This is a genomic window from Bartonella henselae str. Houston-1 (genome assembly GCF_000046705.1).
Classification (GTDB): Bacteria; Pseudomonadota; Alphaproteobacteria; order Rhizobiales; family Rhizobiaceae; genus Bartonella; species Bartonella henselae.
The window spans coordinates 324,086-342,332 of record NC_005956.1 but is presented as its reverse complement, the minus strand read 5'-3'; the positions used below and the strand labels follow the sequence as shown (position 1 = coordinate 342,332).

14 protein-coding genes are annotated in these 18,247 nt (G+C 38.3%); 1 reads left to right on the top strand and 13 read right to left on the bottom strand.

Features of this window, described 5'->3' with window-relative positions; all coding sequences use genetic code 11:
• The first annotated feature begins 3 nt into the window (after positions 1–3).
• The gene (locus AYT27_RS01335) at positions 4–450 is read left to right on the top strand and encodes a nucleoside deaminase (RefSeq protein WP_011180210.1); all 447 of its coding nucleotides are present in this window, start codon (positions 4–6) and stop codon (positions 448–450) included.
• A 62-nt stretch (positions 451–512) separates the two neighbouring features.
• Here the strand turns inward: AYT27_RS01335 and AYT27_RS01330 are convergent, their stop codons facing one another.
• From AYT27_RS01330 to pstB, 13 genes are all read right to left on the bottom strand, one after another.
• Positions 513–1,106, bottom strand: coding sequence for a hypothetical protein (locus AYT27_RS01330; RefSeq protein WP_011180209.1), 594 nt, complete (start codon positions 1,104–1,106; stop codon positions 513–515).
• A 195-nt stretch (positions 1,107–1,301) separates the two neighbouring features.
• Positions 1,302–4,217, bottom strand: coding sequence for an isoleucine--tRNA ligase (gene ileS, locus AYT27_RS01325; RefSeq protein WP_011180208.1), 2,916 nt, complete (start codon positions 4,215–4,217; stop codon positions 1,302–1,304).
• 252 nt (positions 4,218–4,469) lie between these two features.
• The gene (locus AYT27_RS01320) at positions 4,470–5,645 is read right to left on the bottom strand and encodes an outer membrane protein (protein ID WP_011180207.1); all 1,176 of its coding nucleotides are present in this window, start codon (positions 5,643–5,645) and stop codon (positions 4,470–4,472) included.
• Between the two features lie 497 nt (positions 5,646–6,142).
• Positions 6,143–6,982, bottom strand: a complete 840-nt coding sequence (locus tag AYT27_RS01315; protein WP_011180206.1) for a porin — start codon at positions 6,980–6,982, stop codon at positions 6,143–6,145.
• A gap of 333 nt (positions 6,983–7,315) precedes the next feature.
• Positions 7,316–8,146, bottom strand: coding sequence for an outer membrane protein (locus AYT27_RS01310; RefSeq protein ID WP_011180205.1), 831 nt, complete (start codon positions 8,144–8,146; stop codon positions 7,316–7,318).
• Between the two features lie 1,056 nt (positions 8,147–9,202).
• Positions 9,203–9,514, bottom strand: coding sequence for a hypothetical protein (locus tag AYT27_RS01305; protein WP_011180204.1), 312 nt, complete (start codon positions 9,512–9,514; stop codon positions 9,203–9,205).
• Between the two features lie 592 nt (positions 9,515–10,106).
• Positions 10,107–10,727 (bottom strand): ribonuclease D, encoded by a 621-nt coding sequence (locus AYT27_RS01300; RefSeq protein WP_011180203.1) that lies wholly within the window; start codon positions 10,725–10,727, stop codon positions 10,107–10,109.
• Positions 10,728–12,116, bottom strand: coding sequence for a M20/M25/M40 family metallo-hydrolase (locus tag AYT27_RS01295; RefSeq protein WP_011180202.1), 1,389 nt, complete (start codon positions 12,114–12,116; stop codon positions 10,728–10,730).
• A gap of 83 nt (positions 12,117–12,199) precedes the next feature.
• Entirely contained in the window at positions 12,200–13,075 is an 876-nt protein-coding gene (gene mutM, locus AYT27_RS01290; RefSeq protein ID WP_011180201.1) for a bifunctional DNA-formamidopyrimidine glycosylase/DNA-(apurinic or apyrimidinic site) lyase, read from the bottom strand.
• Between the two features lie 58 nt (positions 13,076–13,133).
• A complete protein-coding gene (locus AYT27_RS01285; protein WP_011180200.1) occupies positions 13,134–14,381 on the bottom strand; it encodes an aminopeptidase in 1,248 nt (415 codons plus the stop codon).
• A 31-nt stretch (positions 14,382–14,412) separates the two neighbouring features.
• Positions 14,413–15,258 carry a cell wall hydrolase gene (locus AYT27_RS01280; RefSeq protein ID WP_011180199.1) on the bottom strand — a complete coding sequence of 282 codons (846 nt, stop codon included), beginning with the start codon at positions 15,256–15,258 and terminating at the stop codon, positions 14,413–14,415.
• A gap of 1,464 nt (positions 15,259–16,722) precedes the next feature.
• Positions 16,723–17,445: a phosphate signaling complex protein PhoU gene (gene phoU, locus AYT27_RS01270; RefSeq protein WP_011180198.1), complete on the bottom strand. Its 723-nt coding sequence runs from the start codon at positions 17,443–17,445 to the stop codon at positions 16,723–16,725.
• A gap of 21 nt (positions 17,446–17,466) precedes the next feature.
• On the bottom strand, positions 17,467–18,225 hold the full coding sequence (pstB, locus tag AYT27_RS01265) for a phosphate ABC transporter ATP-binding protein PstB (RefSeq protein WP_011180197.1): 759 nt from the start codon (positions 18,223–18,225) through the stop codon (positions 17,467–17,469).
• Between the last annotated feature and the right edge of the window lie 22 nt (positions 18,226–18,247).

Genomic DNA, 18,247 nt, shown 5'->3' with positions numbered 1-18,247 from the left:
AGTATGACTTTAACTCCCATGGAAATAGCCCTGTTAGAAGCACAATGGGCAGCAAAAAAAGATGAAGTCCCTGTAGGCGCAGTTATCACCCGCGGTCAATCAATTATTGTACGTGCTGGGAACTCTATAAAAGCCGCATATGATCCTACAGGACACGCAGAAATCCGCGTTATCCGTATGGCTTGCGCAGCATTCCAAAGCGAAAGACTTCCTGATTGTGACCTTTATGTAACGCTCGAACCTTGTGCTATGTGTGCTGCAGCCATTTCATTTGCACGCATACGACGTCTCTACTATGCAACAAGTGATCCAAAAGGTGGTGCTATTGAACATGGACCGCGTCTTTATAAGCAATCAACATGTCATCACAGTCCTGAGGTCTATTCTGGTTTCAAGGAAAAAGAAGCCGCACAATTACTTAAAGATTTTTTTGCTCAAAAGCGGTGTTAAGGATGATTTCTCTTTTTATCTCCAAAACTGACCTTTAACAAGATGAGTTCTCTTTTAAAAGATCACAAACTCTTCTTATCAGATCGCATTTTCGAAGTATTTTTTCTTTCACGCTCTTTTAAAGCTTCAACTTCATCTTTATCCTGTTGACCGACAGGCGCAATCCTTGCCGGTTGACGATAACTTAAAGGGGGCTCAGTGAGATATTGGCGATACTGTGCACTTCCAACTTGTGCTCTTTGAAGACGTAAATATTCATATCGTTGCTTAGTGCTCAATCGTGAAACACTTTTTGAACTATCAATATCCCCATTCATTGAGGATACTTTTTTGGGGAAACCAAAAACTTTACCACTACCAGTATGTTGATTCAATGTCGCTTTCCCATTGAAAGAGCTCTCTTGTGCCACATCTTGCTGCGGTGGTGGCAAAAATCGAAGAGCACTAGAGCTTGGCATCACAAGTTTTGGATGAGGCTTCATAACAAGCTGACTATTGTTGTTTGTTGGTGTTAACGAAGTAATATTAGCAACATCTTCAAAAAACTGTAACGAAGCTGGCTTACCTGTACCATAAGTAGGAGCAGAGCATCCCGTTAAAATAAGGTACACACCTAACATGCTTGTTGAAAATATTTTTACTTCACGTTTTTTCACTGCTTATCCATTTTTTAAGTATATGGTTGACAGATATTTGCCCGATTTATTGAAGATTAATTCCATACACCCCTCCCCAAAGATAAAACAACGAACCCTTTTACTATCATAAAACGTTATAGGCATCAATCACAGAATTCAAACAGCAATAATGCTGTTTTCATCCTGTATTTTTTCCCTTTAATCCAAAGTTTTTTAAATCTTTCCGAGCACCTGTAATTCCCGCAAAGCAGCAGCATCACGGGCAGAGACATCAGGATAAGTTGGATCACTTCCAACATCTTGTGTATAGCGCCATGACCGTGCACATTTTGTACCCAAAGCCTTCCTTGGATATACACCAACACCTTCAACATCACTTAGAATAAAAGCATCTGAAGGTGGGACACCCTGAGTAATTGTTAAAGCACTGGTGATACAAATTTCTGCCATATCTAAATTTTCTAACGCCTCTCTTAAAACCGGATTAGAAATAAAAACAATAGGCGCTGCTTCTAAAGATGATCCAATACGCTTATCAGCGCGTTCAAGCTCTAAAGCACCCGTCACAACTTTACGAACCTGCCGGATCTTTTTCCAACGTTCAGCCAAAGATTCGTTCTGCCACTCCATTGGTACAGGGCGGAACTGCTCCAAATGCACAGAGGTACTTTCTGGGTAACGTTCCAACCACGCTTCTTCCATGGTAAAAGGCAACATTGGCGCGAGCCATATGACCATTCGCTCAAAAATTTCACGGACGACCTGCAAGGAAGCTTTACGTTTTTTTGATGAAGGCGGATCACAATAAAGAGAATCTTTGCGAATATCAAAATAAAATGCTGATAACTCAGTGATGGAAAAATCTAACAATGCGCGCATAATCTTTTTAAAATCAAAATCATCATACGCTCGATTCACCAATTGATCGAGTTCAGAAAGTCGATGTAATATCAATTTTTCCAGATCTGGCAACGCGCAATAAGATATTTCTTCTCCTTCATCATGCGCTAAAGTTCCAAGCATCCAGCGAATTGCATTCCGCAATTTACGATAGGAATCGACATTTGTCTGAAGAATTTGTTTGCCTAAGCGCTGATCTTCCCAATAATCGGTTGTCATGACCCAGAGACGAAAAATATCAGCACCGAATGTTTTAATAATTTCTTGCGGAACAACTGTATTCCCCAAAGATTTAGACATTTTTTTGCCATTTTCATCCAAAGTAAAACCGTGTGTGATTACCGCTTTATAAGGGGAACAAGCGCGCGTACCACAACTTTCTAAAAGAGAAGACTGGAACCATCCACGATGCTGATCAGACCCTTCAAAATAGACATCAGCAGGCCAGTTCAAATCATCTCGATCTTCTAATACAAAACTATGGCTTGCTCCAGAATCAAACCAAACATCAAGAATATCAACGACCTGAATCCAAGACTCATGCGCACGTTCACCTAAAAAACGTTCACGTGCTCCTTCAGCAAACCATGCATCCGCCCCTTCTGCTTCAAAAGCACGCAAAATGCGCTCATTCACACGCTCATCTTTAAGAATGACGCCATCCTCATTGGCAAAAATACAAATCGGAACACCCCATGCACGCTGGCGAGAAAGAACCCAATCAGGGCGATCTGCTATCATAGAAGCTAAACGATTTTGGCCAGAAGAAGGTACAAAACGCGTCATTGAAATAGCCTTTAAAGCCCGACTGCGTAAGGTTGAACCATCTCCAAGATCTTTATCCATCGAAATAAACCATTGGGGTGTATTACGGAAAATAATCGGTTTTTTCGAACGCCAACTATGAGGATAGGAATGTTTTAAACGACCCCGTGCAAATAACCGATCCGCTTTAATTAAAGCGTTAATAACCTCTTTATTGGCATCACCCATTTTTCCATTATCATCAATAACACGTATCGCTCCCCCTTTACGGTCTGGTCCAAAACCAGGAGCATCCTTCGTATAAAAGCCAGCATCATCAACGGGAAACGGTATAGATGAATCAATACCAGATTGCTCCAACAGTGGTTTATATGCATTCCAAATTTCAAAATCCTCACGTCCATGGCTGGGCGCTGTATGAACAAATCCTGTACCAGCACTCTCTGTTACGTGGGAACCATCAAGCATCGCAATCTTATTATTATAACCTCCAGCTAATCCTTTGAGTGGATGAGAAAGAACAAGAGTTTTAAACTCTTTAGCAGAAATAACACGCAAACGCTTTAAAACAAGTTTTGCTTTTTCCGCACAACTCATAACCAGAGCATCAGCAAAGAGAAGTTTTTCACCAACTTGAGGACCAAAATCATTTTCTGCACTTTTGACTTCATAAATACTATAAGAAATCTGCGAAGAATAACTCACCGCACGGTTAGCTGGAATTGTCCATGGAGTCGTTGTCCAAATCACGACATAAGCATCATATAAATCCTTAGAATCCGCTTGAAGAACAGGAAATTTAACCCAAATAACATCCGATTCATGATCATGATATTCAATCTCTGCCTCAGCCAAAGCCGTACGCTCTACAACAGACCACATGACAGGCTTTGAACCACGATAAATCTGATCTGAAAGAGCAAACTTCATCAGTTCACTGGCAATGCGTGCCTCTGCATGAAAAGCCATTGTCGTGTAAGGTCTGTTAAAATCCCCAACAACGCCAAGGCGTTTAAATTCTTCACTTTGAACAGTTATCCAATGTTGTGCAAATTGACGACATTCTTGACGAAATTCGTTCAGAGGTACATCATCCTTATTTTTTCCTTGCGCACGATATTTTTCTTCAATCTTCCATTCAATCGGAAGCCCATGGCAGTCCCAACCAGGTACATAATTCGCATTAAAACCACGCATTTGAAATGAACGGATAATCACATCTTTTAAAACTTTATTTAAAGCATGCCCAATATGAATATGGCCATTCGCATAAGGTGGACCATCATGAAGAGTATAAAGTGGGCGGTCTTTTGCTTGCTGGCGCAACTGGGCATAAAGTCCTCTCTTTTCCCATCGCTCCATCAGTTCAAGTTCTTTTTGTGGCAACCCCGCACGCATCGGAAAATTTGTTTGTGGTAGATAAAGAGTTTTCGAATAATCTACTGTTTCATTTTTCACAGTCATTGTGAAATATTCCTGTCTACTTTTACGATTTTATTTTTGCATAACTTCCCTGAACCCTGCAACTCTGGTTTTTTGATCTATGAGGAAAGCCGAGCCAATCATTCGTATTAGGCAGCGATCAAGAAGATATATCATCACATTTTAAGGGCTTTATCATGAAACTATCAAGAAAGGAAACCCTAAAATGATCCTCTTTAAAAATAAAGGCTCCACCTCTGGCAGAGCCTCTTCAAAATTTAATCTCAAAACAAATTAGAATTTGTAAGCGACACCAACACGGAAATCATTGGTTTTATAGTTAATTTCAAGTTTTTCCTTTGCAAATTTCTTTTTACCAAAGTCCGAATAACGATATTCCGCACGAAGCAAAACATTATCGGTCATTGCAAAGTCAACACCACCACCAAGAGTATAACCAATCATTGTCTTTTTCTCATCGGTTAAATTCTTAGAAGTAACAACGCTCTCATCGTTTTTCTTAATTGATATCGATATAGTATCATGGAGCTGGGCATAAGCAATGCCGCCAGCAAAATAAGGCATAACGCGATCAACAGAAAAACCAACACGCACCCGTGTAGCACCTGCCCAATTCTGCTTTAAAGTATGACTTAAAGTTTCAACATTACCATATTGACTAAGACCATGTTCATAGGCCTCCTTCTTTACCTGCTCTATACCATATATACCACTAGCATTCTTCTCCGCAACTTTTGTACTTTGTGTAGTGCGTCCAGCCATATTCTGCGTACCATGCGGATTAGAAGCGTGCGGATTAGCAACATGTGAATGAGCACCCATACTATGTGGATAAGCTCCATTTCCAGCACCATGATATGTACTATGCGCATCACCACCCTGTCTACCAGAGTGACCGTGAGCATGAGTACCTGTATTAGCAGCTGCCGGTTTTGCTAATGTTAATGCTGATTCTATTACTGATGATGATACCGCTGAGACTGATGACTGTGTTGTTGTTGATGTATTCCCTGATGCTGAACGCGTTGATCTACCAGATCTTGCTACTGCATTTTCTACTGCAGCATTATCGTCTACGCCTATAATAATTGTCTTTGTGTGTTTTTGACCGGATAATGTTAAATCTGTATCGACACCAAAAATGAAGTCATCGCCAAGATTAATATTAGAACCTGCGTAAAAACCACCTTCAAAACCAGAAAGTTTAGGTGATAAATCTTTACTTAATGGTACAGTTTTGTCTTTACCAACAATACTTAGATCAGTTTTACTCGAAAAACCACCCGCTTGTATTCCTGCATAAAAACCTGTCCACGTAAAAGTAGGTGCTGTAATAACCGGCGAAGCAGCTAATACTGATTGACGAGGAATTCCCACATCAGCTGCATGCGCTGTTGAAGCTGCAATCAAAGCCCAAATAGATACTGTTATTAAACGTTTCGTATTCATAAAATATCTCCAAATATCCAAAACGATATATATATAGAGAGATAACTTTAAAATATCTGTAGTAAAAATGCCACAGTCACAAAAAAATAGAGGATTTGTTAAAAAAAGGGCTGCTTATATTTTTCTACTCAATGAAAACTTGTAAGCGAAACCAACATGCAAAATCATGTTATCAATCATTGCAAGGTCAAATTCCCCATCAAGGATATAGCCATCTATCTTCTTTTTCTTATAAGATAAGGAATATGCACAACTGCTATAGATTTTATTTGCTAAATCATTTTTATTGAAATCAAATGGACAGGCTTACAACTACATATAAATAATATCATCAGTAACATAAGGCTTTATAATAATCATAGCTATAAAGCCAATACATATTATCCATGTAACACTTTTCTTTAAAAGATTTGTCGTAAAAATAACATAGCTATAAATAGAGGCCCAGTCAAAAACTGAGCCTCTTATAATTTAAATCTGTGTTAATTCACAATCAATTAGAATTTGTACGCTACACCAACACGGAAATCATTGGTTTTGTAGCTAAATTCGCTTCCTTCCTTCTCAAATTTCTTTTTACCGAAATCTGAGTAACGGTATTCTGCGCGCAATAAAACATTATCAGTCATAGCAAAATCAACACCACCGCCAAGAGTGAAACCAACTAATGTCTTTGTTTTATCAAACAATTGAGCAGTAGCGATTTCTGCATCATCTGCTGCTTGTGTTACCTTAGTAGAACTGACAGCTTGTACCTGTGCATAGGAAACACCACCAGCAACATAAGGCATAATGCGATCAGCGGCTGTAAAACCAATGCGTACGCGAGTAGCACCAGACCATTTTTCCTTTAAAGCTAAACTATCTGTATGCTTATCCACTGCCGCGACATTATCACTTGTTTTACCTTGAGCAAAAGCAGCATTAGCTTTTTTAAGGGAATCCCTAAATGTTTCAAGTTCATCCTGTCCAATAGCTTCAGCAGAAGAGGTTTTTGCGTCTTCTCTGTCAGCCCAAACCGCATCGGTTTCAACTCCTAGAATCATATTATTTCCAAGATCCATGTTGGAACCTGCATAAATACCACCCATGAAGCCTGAAGGCTTAGGTGTATCATCTTTACTGAAAAGTTTATCTTTTTTATTCGGATCAGTTATTTCAACCTTACTCGAAAAATTCCCAACTTGACCACCAATATAGAAACCTGTCCAAGAAAAAGCAGGGGCACTAATAACTGTTGGCGCTACTTCATGAGGAACGATAACATCAGCAGCTTGTGCTGCAGAAGCTGAAATCAAAGCGATAACAGAAGTCGTCATTAAAGATTTTATATTCATAAATTTTGCTCCTAATTTATTTATGCTGTAATGGTAAACACTTACGCAAAGAAAATCTGTAGTAAAAATACCACAGTTATAAAAATAGAGGCCCCGTTACAAACGGAACCTCTTAGTCATTTCGTTTTATACGAAAACTTGCAAGTTATACACATGCATAAATCATTGATCTTAAAGCTAAACTCCTGTTTATCTTTTGCAAAATTTTCTTAAAAAAATTAAGCTTCATGATATTCTGCCTGCACAATAACATGGGAACTGTGATAATAGTGCCACAAAAAATACTAAAGATGCTCTCCCCAAAAATCTTTTAGTAATTTAACTTACGATATATTAAAATTTATAAGCGACACCAACACGGAAATCATTGGTTTTATAGGAAGTTTCATATTTATCGTTTGAGAATTTCTTTTTACCAAAATCCGAGTAACGGTATTCCGCACGAACGATGACATTATTGGTCATTGCCAAATCAACACCAGCACCAAGGGTGTAACCAACAAGCGTCTTTGTTTCATCAGACAAATTACCAGAAGCTATTACTTTCCCTGTCTCTTTTTTTGTTATTGATATCGACGTGATATCTTGAAGTTGTGTATAAGCGATACCACCAGCAACATAAGGCATAATACGCTCAGCAGCAAAACCAATCCGTACCCGCGTAGCACCAGCCCATTTTTCTTTAAAAGTGAAACCAAGCGCTCGTGTATATTTACCAGCTTCAAGCTTATTATCACCAATATTAATGCCAGCGTCTTTCAGCATCTTATTAACATAATTCACGTGATTTTCAGCAATTTCGTATGGTGGCACTGTCTTCGTATCATCTTTATCAGTCCAAATGATATCTGTATCAACACCTAGAATCAGGCCATTGCCGAGATCAACATTAGAACCGGCATAAAGCCCCCCCATGAAGCCAGATAGTTTAGGCAAAAAGTCATCACTGACAGGAATGGTTTTTCCTTTACTCAAAATATCCATCTTCGTTTTACTCGAAAAACCACCAATCTGCCCCCCAATGTAAAAACCTGTCCATGAAAAAGTTGGAGCAACAATAACTGGTGCAACGGGTGTAGGGCTGGGAGGAACAACAATATCTGCTGCCTGCGCCACTGAAACAAAAGTGAAAGCAGAAGCCGTTATTAACCATTTTATATTCATAATTTTCTCTCCATAGCTGAATATTTGAACACGCGATTTCATATAGAGCCACAACTATAGATATCTGTAGTAAAAATGATACACCCATAAAAAAACAAAAAGACCCCCTACCGAACTTCTGCCTAGAAGTCGTTTAATCTGTTATCAATGAGGATCTGTAAACTATCGTAGAGGAGAGTTATTAACTCCTTGTCCAATTTTATGCTGTTCTTTATGATTCTTACAAAATTTGAACAACAACGCTCTCTATCCTACATAAGTTCTACCACGCATTGTAAAATGCACACTAGCTTTACCTTGTACATACCACTGCCTTCACTTAAAAGCTGCCATCCATGCCTAAATAACACCGCAAACGATACAAAACATTATACAAACTCGATGAAAAGCATTACCCTCTTGACTTTCGCACATTTCCTTTAAAAATAAAGCTCTTTACACCCTTAATTTTTTTGAAGCACAAATTTTATCCTTTTATTTTCTTGTGGCTTACACTCTTCTAAAGAAACTTTTTTAGAGCGATTACGTAATCTTGTATAAGGCACCATTTACTTTGTAGTCTTTTAGTACTTCAGAGGTGCTGAAACTACATTCACCCTCAGAATAGAAAAATTGAAGCATATAAGCTGTCACTTCAATGGAAAAACGCAGGCAGATATATCCTACCCCACCCCTCTCAAAAAATCATCAATCCTTCCCAAAAAACACCCCGCGCTGACTTCTGAGAAAATATGATTTATAATATACTCCTGAGATAAAACATTAAAAACATATTTAAAATAGAACTCTTTAATACTCTTAAATCACCAACCCGCCCAACTCCACAGTTTTGACTCTCAAAAAGCAAGCGAATTTTAACCTACATAATCATAACCTTCACCACCTTACCGAAATCGGAATACTTGCCCCTTAACATGAACGGTATATTCATACCCTAAAATCTGCACCACAAACACCGTGCGATCTAACTCTTAAGTGAGCAAAAACGCACCCTTCTCTAAACATTACCACTTAGAAAGAGTAAAATCATACCTTCTGATATTACTGCTTTGCTTATTAAAAACTCATAGGACCTCGCGAAAATTGAGGACGCCCTCGTCTTCCCCCACCCCTTGAACCTCTTCTTTGAGTCGAAGAGGCTACAGTTACCAACTCAACCGCTTTCCCTTGGTTATTATCAAGGCAAGCAAACTCTGCTCGTAAAACTTTATCCAAAGATTTGCTCCTGTATGCATCAGAAAGAAAACTTCTAGAAGAAGAAACTCCTTCTACCAGCTTTTGAGTAGCCACAACACTAGCTGTAGCCACTTGTGCCACAGAAATCGAAACAAAAGTGGCAGAAGCTGTAATAAAATACTTCATATTCATAATTCTATCTCCATTTGTAATATCCATAATGAACTTTAATTAGTACCCCTACTTCAAATTTCCATAGAAAAAATGATACGCTTATAGATAAAAATGGAGAACTCTCTAAAAACAGAGCCTTTTTAGCACTTTGATTTTAAAATAAATAGAAATTTTTAAGCCATTTCAACCAGAAATTACTGCTTTTGTAACCAAAAAAAACACAATGCATCATGAAATGTAAAAATACTAAACGGATGTTTAGCAACATATCTTTTGCGCAAAAAAATTTTTTCCGTATGACCAATGTAATTTCGACAGCATTCGTAGGATAGAAAACCCATGTAATATTATTAATGACATTTTCTGCCCCTCTAAAACTACCTGTTTCTTTTTGCTTAATCTTAAAAAAACAAAAACTGCTACAAACATACTAAAGCGCACATTCATAAACGCGTTTTTATTGTGTAATCATGAAAGAGCAATCACTCCATAAAGATGATTTCATAAACGCAGTAATCAAAACAAAAAAGAAAAAAATGCAAATGCTTATAAAAATAGAAATTTGCATTTTAGATTACTCTATTTCAAGTCTGAAAACAGGTTTTTAAACTTAGCTATGCGCAAAAATATCAATCTCTGACCATCCCAAAAGATCAAGATTCGCTCTCATCGGCAAAAATTGAAAACATGCCTTCGCAACACTTTCCCGCTCTTCACGTTTTAAGCGCTCTTCAAATATATCTTTTAAACGATGCAAATATAAAACATCTGATGCAGCATATTCAATTTGTGCGCGTGACAAAGTTTCCGCTGCCCAATCTGAAGATTGTTGCTGTTTAGAAATATTCACATTCAGCAATTCACCACAAATTTCCTTCAATCCATGACGATCCGTGTAAGTACGCGTGAGTTTTGAGGCAATCTTTGTACAAAAAACGACATCTGGCATAACACCAAATGTATGTGCTAAAATAGCAAGATCAAAACGCCCAAAATGAAATATTTTAGTGATATCCCTATCTGAAAGCAATCTGACCAAATTGGGAGCACTCTTCTGTCCTTTAGCAATCTGTATAACGTCAGCAGTACCATCTCCAGAAGAAAGCTGAACAACACACAAACGATCACGGTGTGGTTGTAATCCCAAAGTTTCAGTATCAACTGCAACAGCATCGATTCTATAATTGTCCAAATTTGGTAAATCACCTTGATGAACACGGATTTCCGTCATCTATCCTCCTGTTTTTGCTAAAGTGGCAAGAATACGTGCCCAAGACCGCTGCCCCTTATGAAACGATTTTAGATTATATTTTTCATTGGGAGAATGAATACGGTCATCAGCCAATGCAAAACCAACCAAAAGAGTTTCCATATCAAGAATTGACTGAAAGTCTGCAACAATGGGAATCGAACCACCCATGACTGTTAATAAAGCTGGGTTGTTCCACTCTTGCGATAAAGCATCCTTTGCTGCTTTGATAAAAGGGGAATCATAGGGGAGCTGAATTGCTGGAGAAGCACCATGCTCCTTAAATACAACACTACAGTCAGCAGGAATAAGACTGCACACATAATCACGAAAGGCTTGACGTATTTTCTCTGGATCTTGCTTATGCACTAAACGAAATGATACTTTTGCACTTGCCTGAGAAGCAATAACTGTTTTTATCCCTTCTCCCTCATAACCACCACTAATACCATTAATTTCTGCTGTAGGACGCGCCCACACGAGTTCTAAAACGCTCCGTCCTTTTTCACCAGCAGGAAGCGAAAGCCCTATAGGACCAAGAAAATTTTCAGCCGTACAATTCAATGCATTCCATGATTGCAAAATATGTGGAGGTGTTTCTTCTACTCCATCATAAAAGCCAGGAAGTGTTACCCTATTATTTTCGTCATGAAGTCCTGCCAACACTTTAGTTAAAATACGAATGGGATTGGCAGCTGCTCCCCCAAAATAACCAGAGTGCAAATCACGATTAGCTGCTGTGATGATAATCTCTTCTCCCAGAATTCCCCGAAGAGCAACGGAAACAGACGGTGTATCGGCATCCCACATCGACGTATCACAAACCAATGCGCAATCAGCCTTAAGTTCATCTTTATTCGCTTTCAAAAAAGGAACAAGGGAAGAAGACCCGCTTTCTTCTTCACCTTCAAATAAAACAGTAACTCGAACAGGAAGTTGCCCTGTTTCTTTCTTAAATGCACGACACGCTTCAATAAACGTCATCAACTGTCCTTTGTCATCTGAAGCTCCACGTGCACAAATAACTTTTTCTCCCTCTCTCTCTTTTAAAGAAGGTGTAAATGGGTCATCTTCCCATAAATTCAACGGATCAACAGGTTGAACATCATAATGTCCGTAAAACAATACATGCAGACAATCATCTGAAGGTCCCGGATGATGACCAACAACCATTGGATGCCCTGATGTATCGCGCCGTGAGGCTTTAAAGCCTATGCTTTTCAAATCCTCCACTAACCAATCAGCAGCTTTACGACACTCATCCTTATAAGCAAAGTCTGTAGAAATTGATTGAAAACGTAAAAGAGAAAAAAGGCGTTCAAGGCTCTTTTCTATATTCTCATCAAGATGTGTTAGCACTTTATTCAGCATAAAAAAACTTTCAAGCCTTTGTGTAATTATAAATATAAATTTGTGACTTTAAGCTTCTTGGAGGATTTTGCAAGACATCTTATTCATTTTTGACATTGTGAGCAGTAAAAACTTGAACGTCCAGATTGCAAAATACGTACAATAGGGATTCCACAATGCAAACATTCCTTGCCTTCTCGTCCATAAACTGAAAAAGAGTGTTGAAAATAACCAAGAGAGCCATCTGTACGAATATAATCACGTAAAGTAGAACCACCAGAAGAAATCGCCTCAGTAATCACATTACGTATATTCTGAGCTAAGGAAGCTGCTAATTCACGTGCACATTCAGTTTTCAATGCTAACGTAAATGCACCACGCTGTGGAGATAAACGACTACGCCAAAGCGCTTCGCAAACATAAATATTCCCAAGACCAGCAACAATAGACTGATCAAGCAAAACTCCTTTGAGAGATATTTTTTTATTAACAAAAACTTCCTGTAAATAACTCCCAGAAAACGCATTACTCATAGGCTCGAGCCCTAGCTTCTTTAAAAGCGGATGCTCATAAAGACTTCTTGTATCTACTAAAAGCATAAACCCAAAACGACGAACATCATTATAAGTAAGATGATAAACTTTACCATCCTTTGCTTGAATATCCATAACAACGTGATCATGCTTAACAAATTTACTTACAGTAGAAGATCTTTCTCTTAAAAAATCATCTTCTATGCGCCATGACCCTGACATTCCTAAATGGCTTAAAATCGTTTCGTTCTGCGAAAGATGAAATAATAAATATTTCGCACGCCGACCAAGTCCCATGATCGTTCTGCCTATAAGCCGCTCAGAAAACGCCTCTGGGAAAGGAAAGCGCAAATCTCTCCTATTAAGTGTAACAGATACAATCTTTGCACCGGTTATAACAGGTTCAAGTCCACGACGAACTGTCTCTACTTCAGGAAGTTCAGGCATCTATCTTCTTAAAATAATTATGCTTTTTTCAACAATACCATTAAAAAAAATAATACTATTAAGCCCATTCACCCTTACGAAATACGGGAACTCTCATCCCTTCTTGCGTAATGCCATCTATATCAATTTCACCTGATCCAATCATCCAGTCAATATGAATCACACTTTTATTACCACCACGCGCTGCAATTTCTTCTGGTGTCAATGACGCTCCATTTAAAAAGCATTTGGAATAACACTGCCCCAAAGCAATATGACATGCAGCATTTTCATCAAATAATGTATTATAAAAAAGAAGATCGCTCTTAGAAATTGGTGAAGAGTGCGGAACAAGAGCAACTTCACCCAACCTACTTGCTCCCTCATCACTTTGCAAAACCTGTTGTAAAACCTCCTGCCCCTTCGAAGCACGTGCCTCAACAATACGCCCTGCTTCAAAACGTACCTCAATATTCTTGATCAGTGTTCCTTGGTAAGAAAGTGGTTTTGTCGAACGAACAAAACCTTCAACCTTATGGGCATGAGGAGTAGTGAAGACTTCTTCTGTCGGAATATTCGGATTACAGACAACACCATTTTGAGCAACTGATGCACCACCCTGCCATTCATGATCATCTGCCAAACCAACTGTTAAATCAGTCCCTGGACCTTTAAAGTGTAAAGCAGAAAAACGCTGCTCATTAAGCCACGATGACCGTTGCTTCAAATTTGCATTATGAACACCCCACGCGTGAACCGGATCTTCTCCTGTAACACGTGAAGCAGAAAAAATTGCATCAGCTAATTTCTTAATCGCTTCATTTATTGGCAACGCGGGAAAAATCGTTGCAGCCCATCCTGCTGTCGGATAAGCAACTATCGACCAATTCATAGCAAAATTCGATATTTCTTTAAGAGCAGGCTGGTAAGCTATTGAAGTGGCCTTACTCAAACGCGCAACCTTATTAAAATCCTGATTAGAAAGTAGCGAAGGATCATCACCAACAATAGCTAAACGCGCAGCCCCATTTCTAAAAGCCTGCGCCATCCCCTCATAAAGCCAAGAAGGTGCACAATCAAAACTAGCAGTATGGGCATTTTCAAAACGTGTAAGCAATAACATATCATCACTAAAAAGTGGTATAATCACACCAGCACCAGCCTTATAAGCATGATATGCAATACGCCGAACAAAAGGTAATGCGGAAATTGGTGCAGTCAAAACAAGATCTTGCCCCTTTTGTAGATTCAATCCTACTTTTACCGTAATTTCGGCAAGACGATTAAGCTTCTCAGATGAAATTGTTTCATGAATATCAAAGTACATTACCAATATCCTTCCTTTGATTGTGAAAAAACTACCGGCTTCTGTATCGTTCTTCTAGCATTGCAACAACTGCATTTAACTGATCTGATGAGAGCAGTGTATAAGCCAAAGCGGGTTTGGTTTCCTCGTTTGTACGATTAGGTGCATAAGTGGGAATAGGAACTTTATCAAGCTGCACCACAACAAAAGGCGTAGTATGTGCTTTGTCTACCTTTGCTACCTCTATCGAAGGAGATGCATTTTGTCTTTCCTCTGTTTTTATTTCCTTGCTTGCTAAGCCCACATCCATGAAACTTGGCACATTGCCAGAACGTTCTTGGGCAAAAGCATAAGCAACATCATAGGGACGATCATTATGAGGAACCTGAAGAGATCCATCACGTGAGCGCTTTTCATAAAAGGCATTTCCTCCCGCAATACGAACATAGTGCATATTTTTATAAGGAAAAGATAAACCAGCGGTATGAAAAAACTTAGCGTTTTTGACTTTCTTATCCCGTTCGCCGCGTAAAACAGCATCAGCAGCCTCTCTAACACGCGCAACAGATGCCGGCTCTGTCATAGGACGTGTTAAAACACCGGGAGCAAACTGTTTGTACTGACCAACAACACCGCAAATTGTTTTTGGATAAGCACTTGAATTAACACGATTCATAACAACAGTGCCAACGGCAATCATTCCTTCACGGCTGGTACGATTTGATTCAAAATACATTGCGCGCATCAGACATTGGCGCTCGGTCAATGGATACACTGCTGTTTTTGCCTTCTTATTATCACCCACTTTTCCAGCATTAAAATGATCTGAAGCACACCCCACAATAACAAATGGTGCTAGAAAACAGCTAATAAAAGCAGTCAAAAAATTTTTTTTCATTTTATACAACACATCCCCATATATTTGAAATCTTCAAAATTTGAATGAGTTTTAAATGTATCTTCAAAGAAAGTATACGGCTAATTGTTACCACCGAGTAAAATTTTAATACAAGAAGTAATTAAAAGGTATTTATAAAATAAAAAATAAAAAAACCTTAATTTACAGATCTATATCGTTATTATGAATGAAAAAAAATAGCCATGCTACATCACTCTTTACACTTTAGAATTGCAATAAAATAATATAGCTTCGAAAACTTTCCAAAAATTCTACATACGAGAAAGATTGGAGTAATAAAACTATCCATATCAATCCTGAAGAAACTAACACAAATATCTCTTTCGATACAAATTCAAATACTGATCCAAAAGAAGCCTCCCCTCCTGCCAAAATATAAACAACGGTACTAGCTCATATCCAAATCCGTCAAATTAAGAATTAAAAATCCGCACTATTAAAAACCTCTTTGCTTTTTTGCCACTGTCCAAACGCATATATCATATCCCTTCTCCTGCTATTCTCAAAAAATGCCTAATTTTCTTTAAAAAATTATTTTATGCATCATTGTTGAAGGTTCATTTGTATGACTGCTTAAAAATTAGTTTAACAGTACCAATTGGTATAGCTTCTCAAAAACTCTATAAAAGCACAAAATGAACTTTCTAATAAAAGCTTCCAACTCTATGGGAAACATTCCTTATAGGCCAATAAAAAGACTCATCTTATAGTCAGTGTTAAAAGGCGTAAAAAAAACCAACAATGGCTAAAGAAACACTGCATAGACTTTTTTAATGAGCAATTGAATGCAGTCTTTTAGACGATGACCCAACTTTAAGAATCTCCCTCTTAAAAAACAAGGGACGATTTCTTGTTGGACAGAAGAAGAGGTTGAGAAATATTATTAACCATTTGTCACATGGCACCCACGAACGTATCTGGATTGATGCCCTATTTTACAAAGGCTTGCGTCGTAGTGATGTGGTTTGTATTAGCTGGAAAGACGTCAAATATAATATCTTCCCTCTTAAAAAAGAGAAAAGTAAATTCAAAACAGATGTTCTTCTTATTTTACTGGAATTAGCGGGAACACTTAAAATTACTCCCATAGGTAAGTAAACATTCATTTATGGTAAAGCAGGCTTCGGAGTTTTATTTTATAAGGCATACATTCAAGTGAACACAAAAAAGTCAGAACACAGTTTGAAAAAATTAGCAGCAACATGCGCTGCTCACTCAGAATCAACAGTATTACAACTCAAAGCACTTTTGAGATAAAAAGATGATACTATGCTATCTTATTAAAACAGCGTAGACCGTAAAAAAACTTGCCCTTGGTTAATAAAAAAAATTCCCCCAAGATGAGAGTTAGAAGCAAAAATATGTAATATAATATAATCAATCCCCCCTTACTTCTAAGATAACTTATTGACTTCATTTTCATTTATTTCATGAAAGAAAATTTTAGTCTATTTCCTTCTCATCTATCCCAACTTTATAGGTAAGATCATCGCGAGGACGATCAAAAGACATATGGTAACCCGTTATGATATAGTGCAGTGTTTCAGCAATATTTGTGACATGATCTCCAATTCTTTCAATATTTTTTATACAAAAAAGTAAATGCGTACAAACCGTAATATTGCGCATATCTTCCGTCATATAAGTTAAAAGTTCACGGAAAAGAGAAGTATACAGAGCATCAATTTTACCATCACGCTCGCGGACTGCATCAACATGATCCAATAAGCGACTCGTGTAAGCATTTAATACTTCTTTTAACTGATTGAGTGCCAAAGTTGTAATCGTTTCAAACCTACAGTAAAAGACTTTAGGTTGACGTATCTCTGAAAGTGCAACTGTTCGCTTAGCAATGTTTTTAGCCATATCCCCAATCCGCTCAAGATCAGAAGAAATGCGAATAGCACCAACAATTTCACGTAGATCAACAGCCATCGGTTGGCGTTTGCAAATAATCGTAATCGCTTTTTCATCAATGTCGCGCTCTGCTTCATCTAAAAACAAGTCATCGGCAATAACTGTAGCAGCAAGCTGAAGATCATTACACACTATTGACGCAACAGAACGTTCAATCATTTTTTCCGCGTAACAACCCATTTCTGTAATCTTTTCTTCCAAATATTTTAGTTCCGCATCATAAGCACGAACAGTATGTTTCATAGACATATCCTATACTCCTCAATTCACCTATCCAAAACGTCCTGTAATATAATCTTGTGTACGTTGCTCTTTTGGTGAGGTGAACATCACTTCAGTTTCCCCAACTTCTACCAAATGCCCCAAATGAAACATGGCTGTATATTGAGAAACACGTGCTGCCTGTTGCATCGAATGTGTCACAATGACGATTGTATAATCCTTTCGTAATGCATCGATAAGTTCTTCAATACGTGCCGTTGCAATTGGATCAAGAGCCGAACAAGGCTCATCCATCAAAATAACTTCAGGACTAACCGCAATAGCACGCGCAATACACAAGCGCTGTTGCTGCCCTCCCGACAGACTGGTTCCCGCCTCATGAAGACGATCCTTTACTTCTTCAAATAAACCGGCCTGCCTTAAACTCTTTTCAACCACATCATGTAATTCAGCGCGCGATTTGACTAAACCGTGAATGCGTGGACCATAGGCAACATTTTCAAAAATAGATTTTGGAAAAGGACTGGGTTTTTGAAAAACCATACCAACACGCGCACGCAATTCTACAACATCAATACGCGATTCATAAATATTTTCCCCATCTAAAGTAATAAGCCCGGTTATTTTAGCGCCTTCAATCGTATCATTCATACGATTAAAACAACGCAAAAAAGTTGACTTTCCGCAACCTGAAGGACCTATCAAAGCAGTGACCTGATGTTCAGGAATATCAAGAGTAATACCATGGAGAGCTTCTTTGCTTCCATAAAAAACCTTCACATCTTGACCACGCATTTTAATCTTCATTACAGAATTCACCTTACTTTAA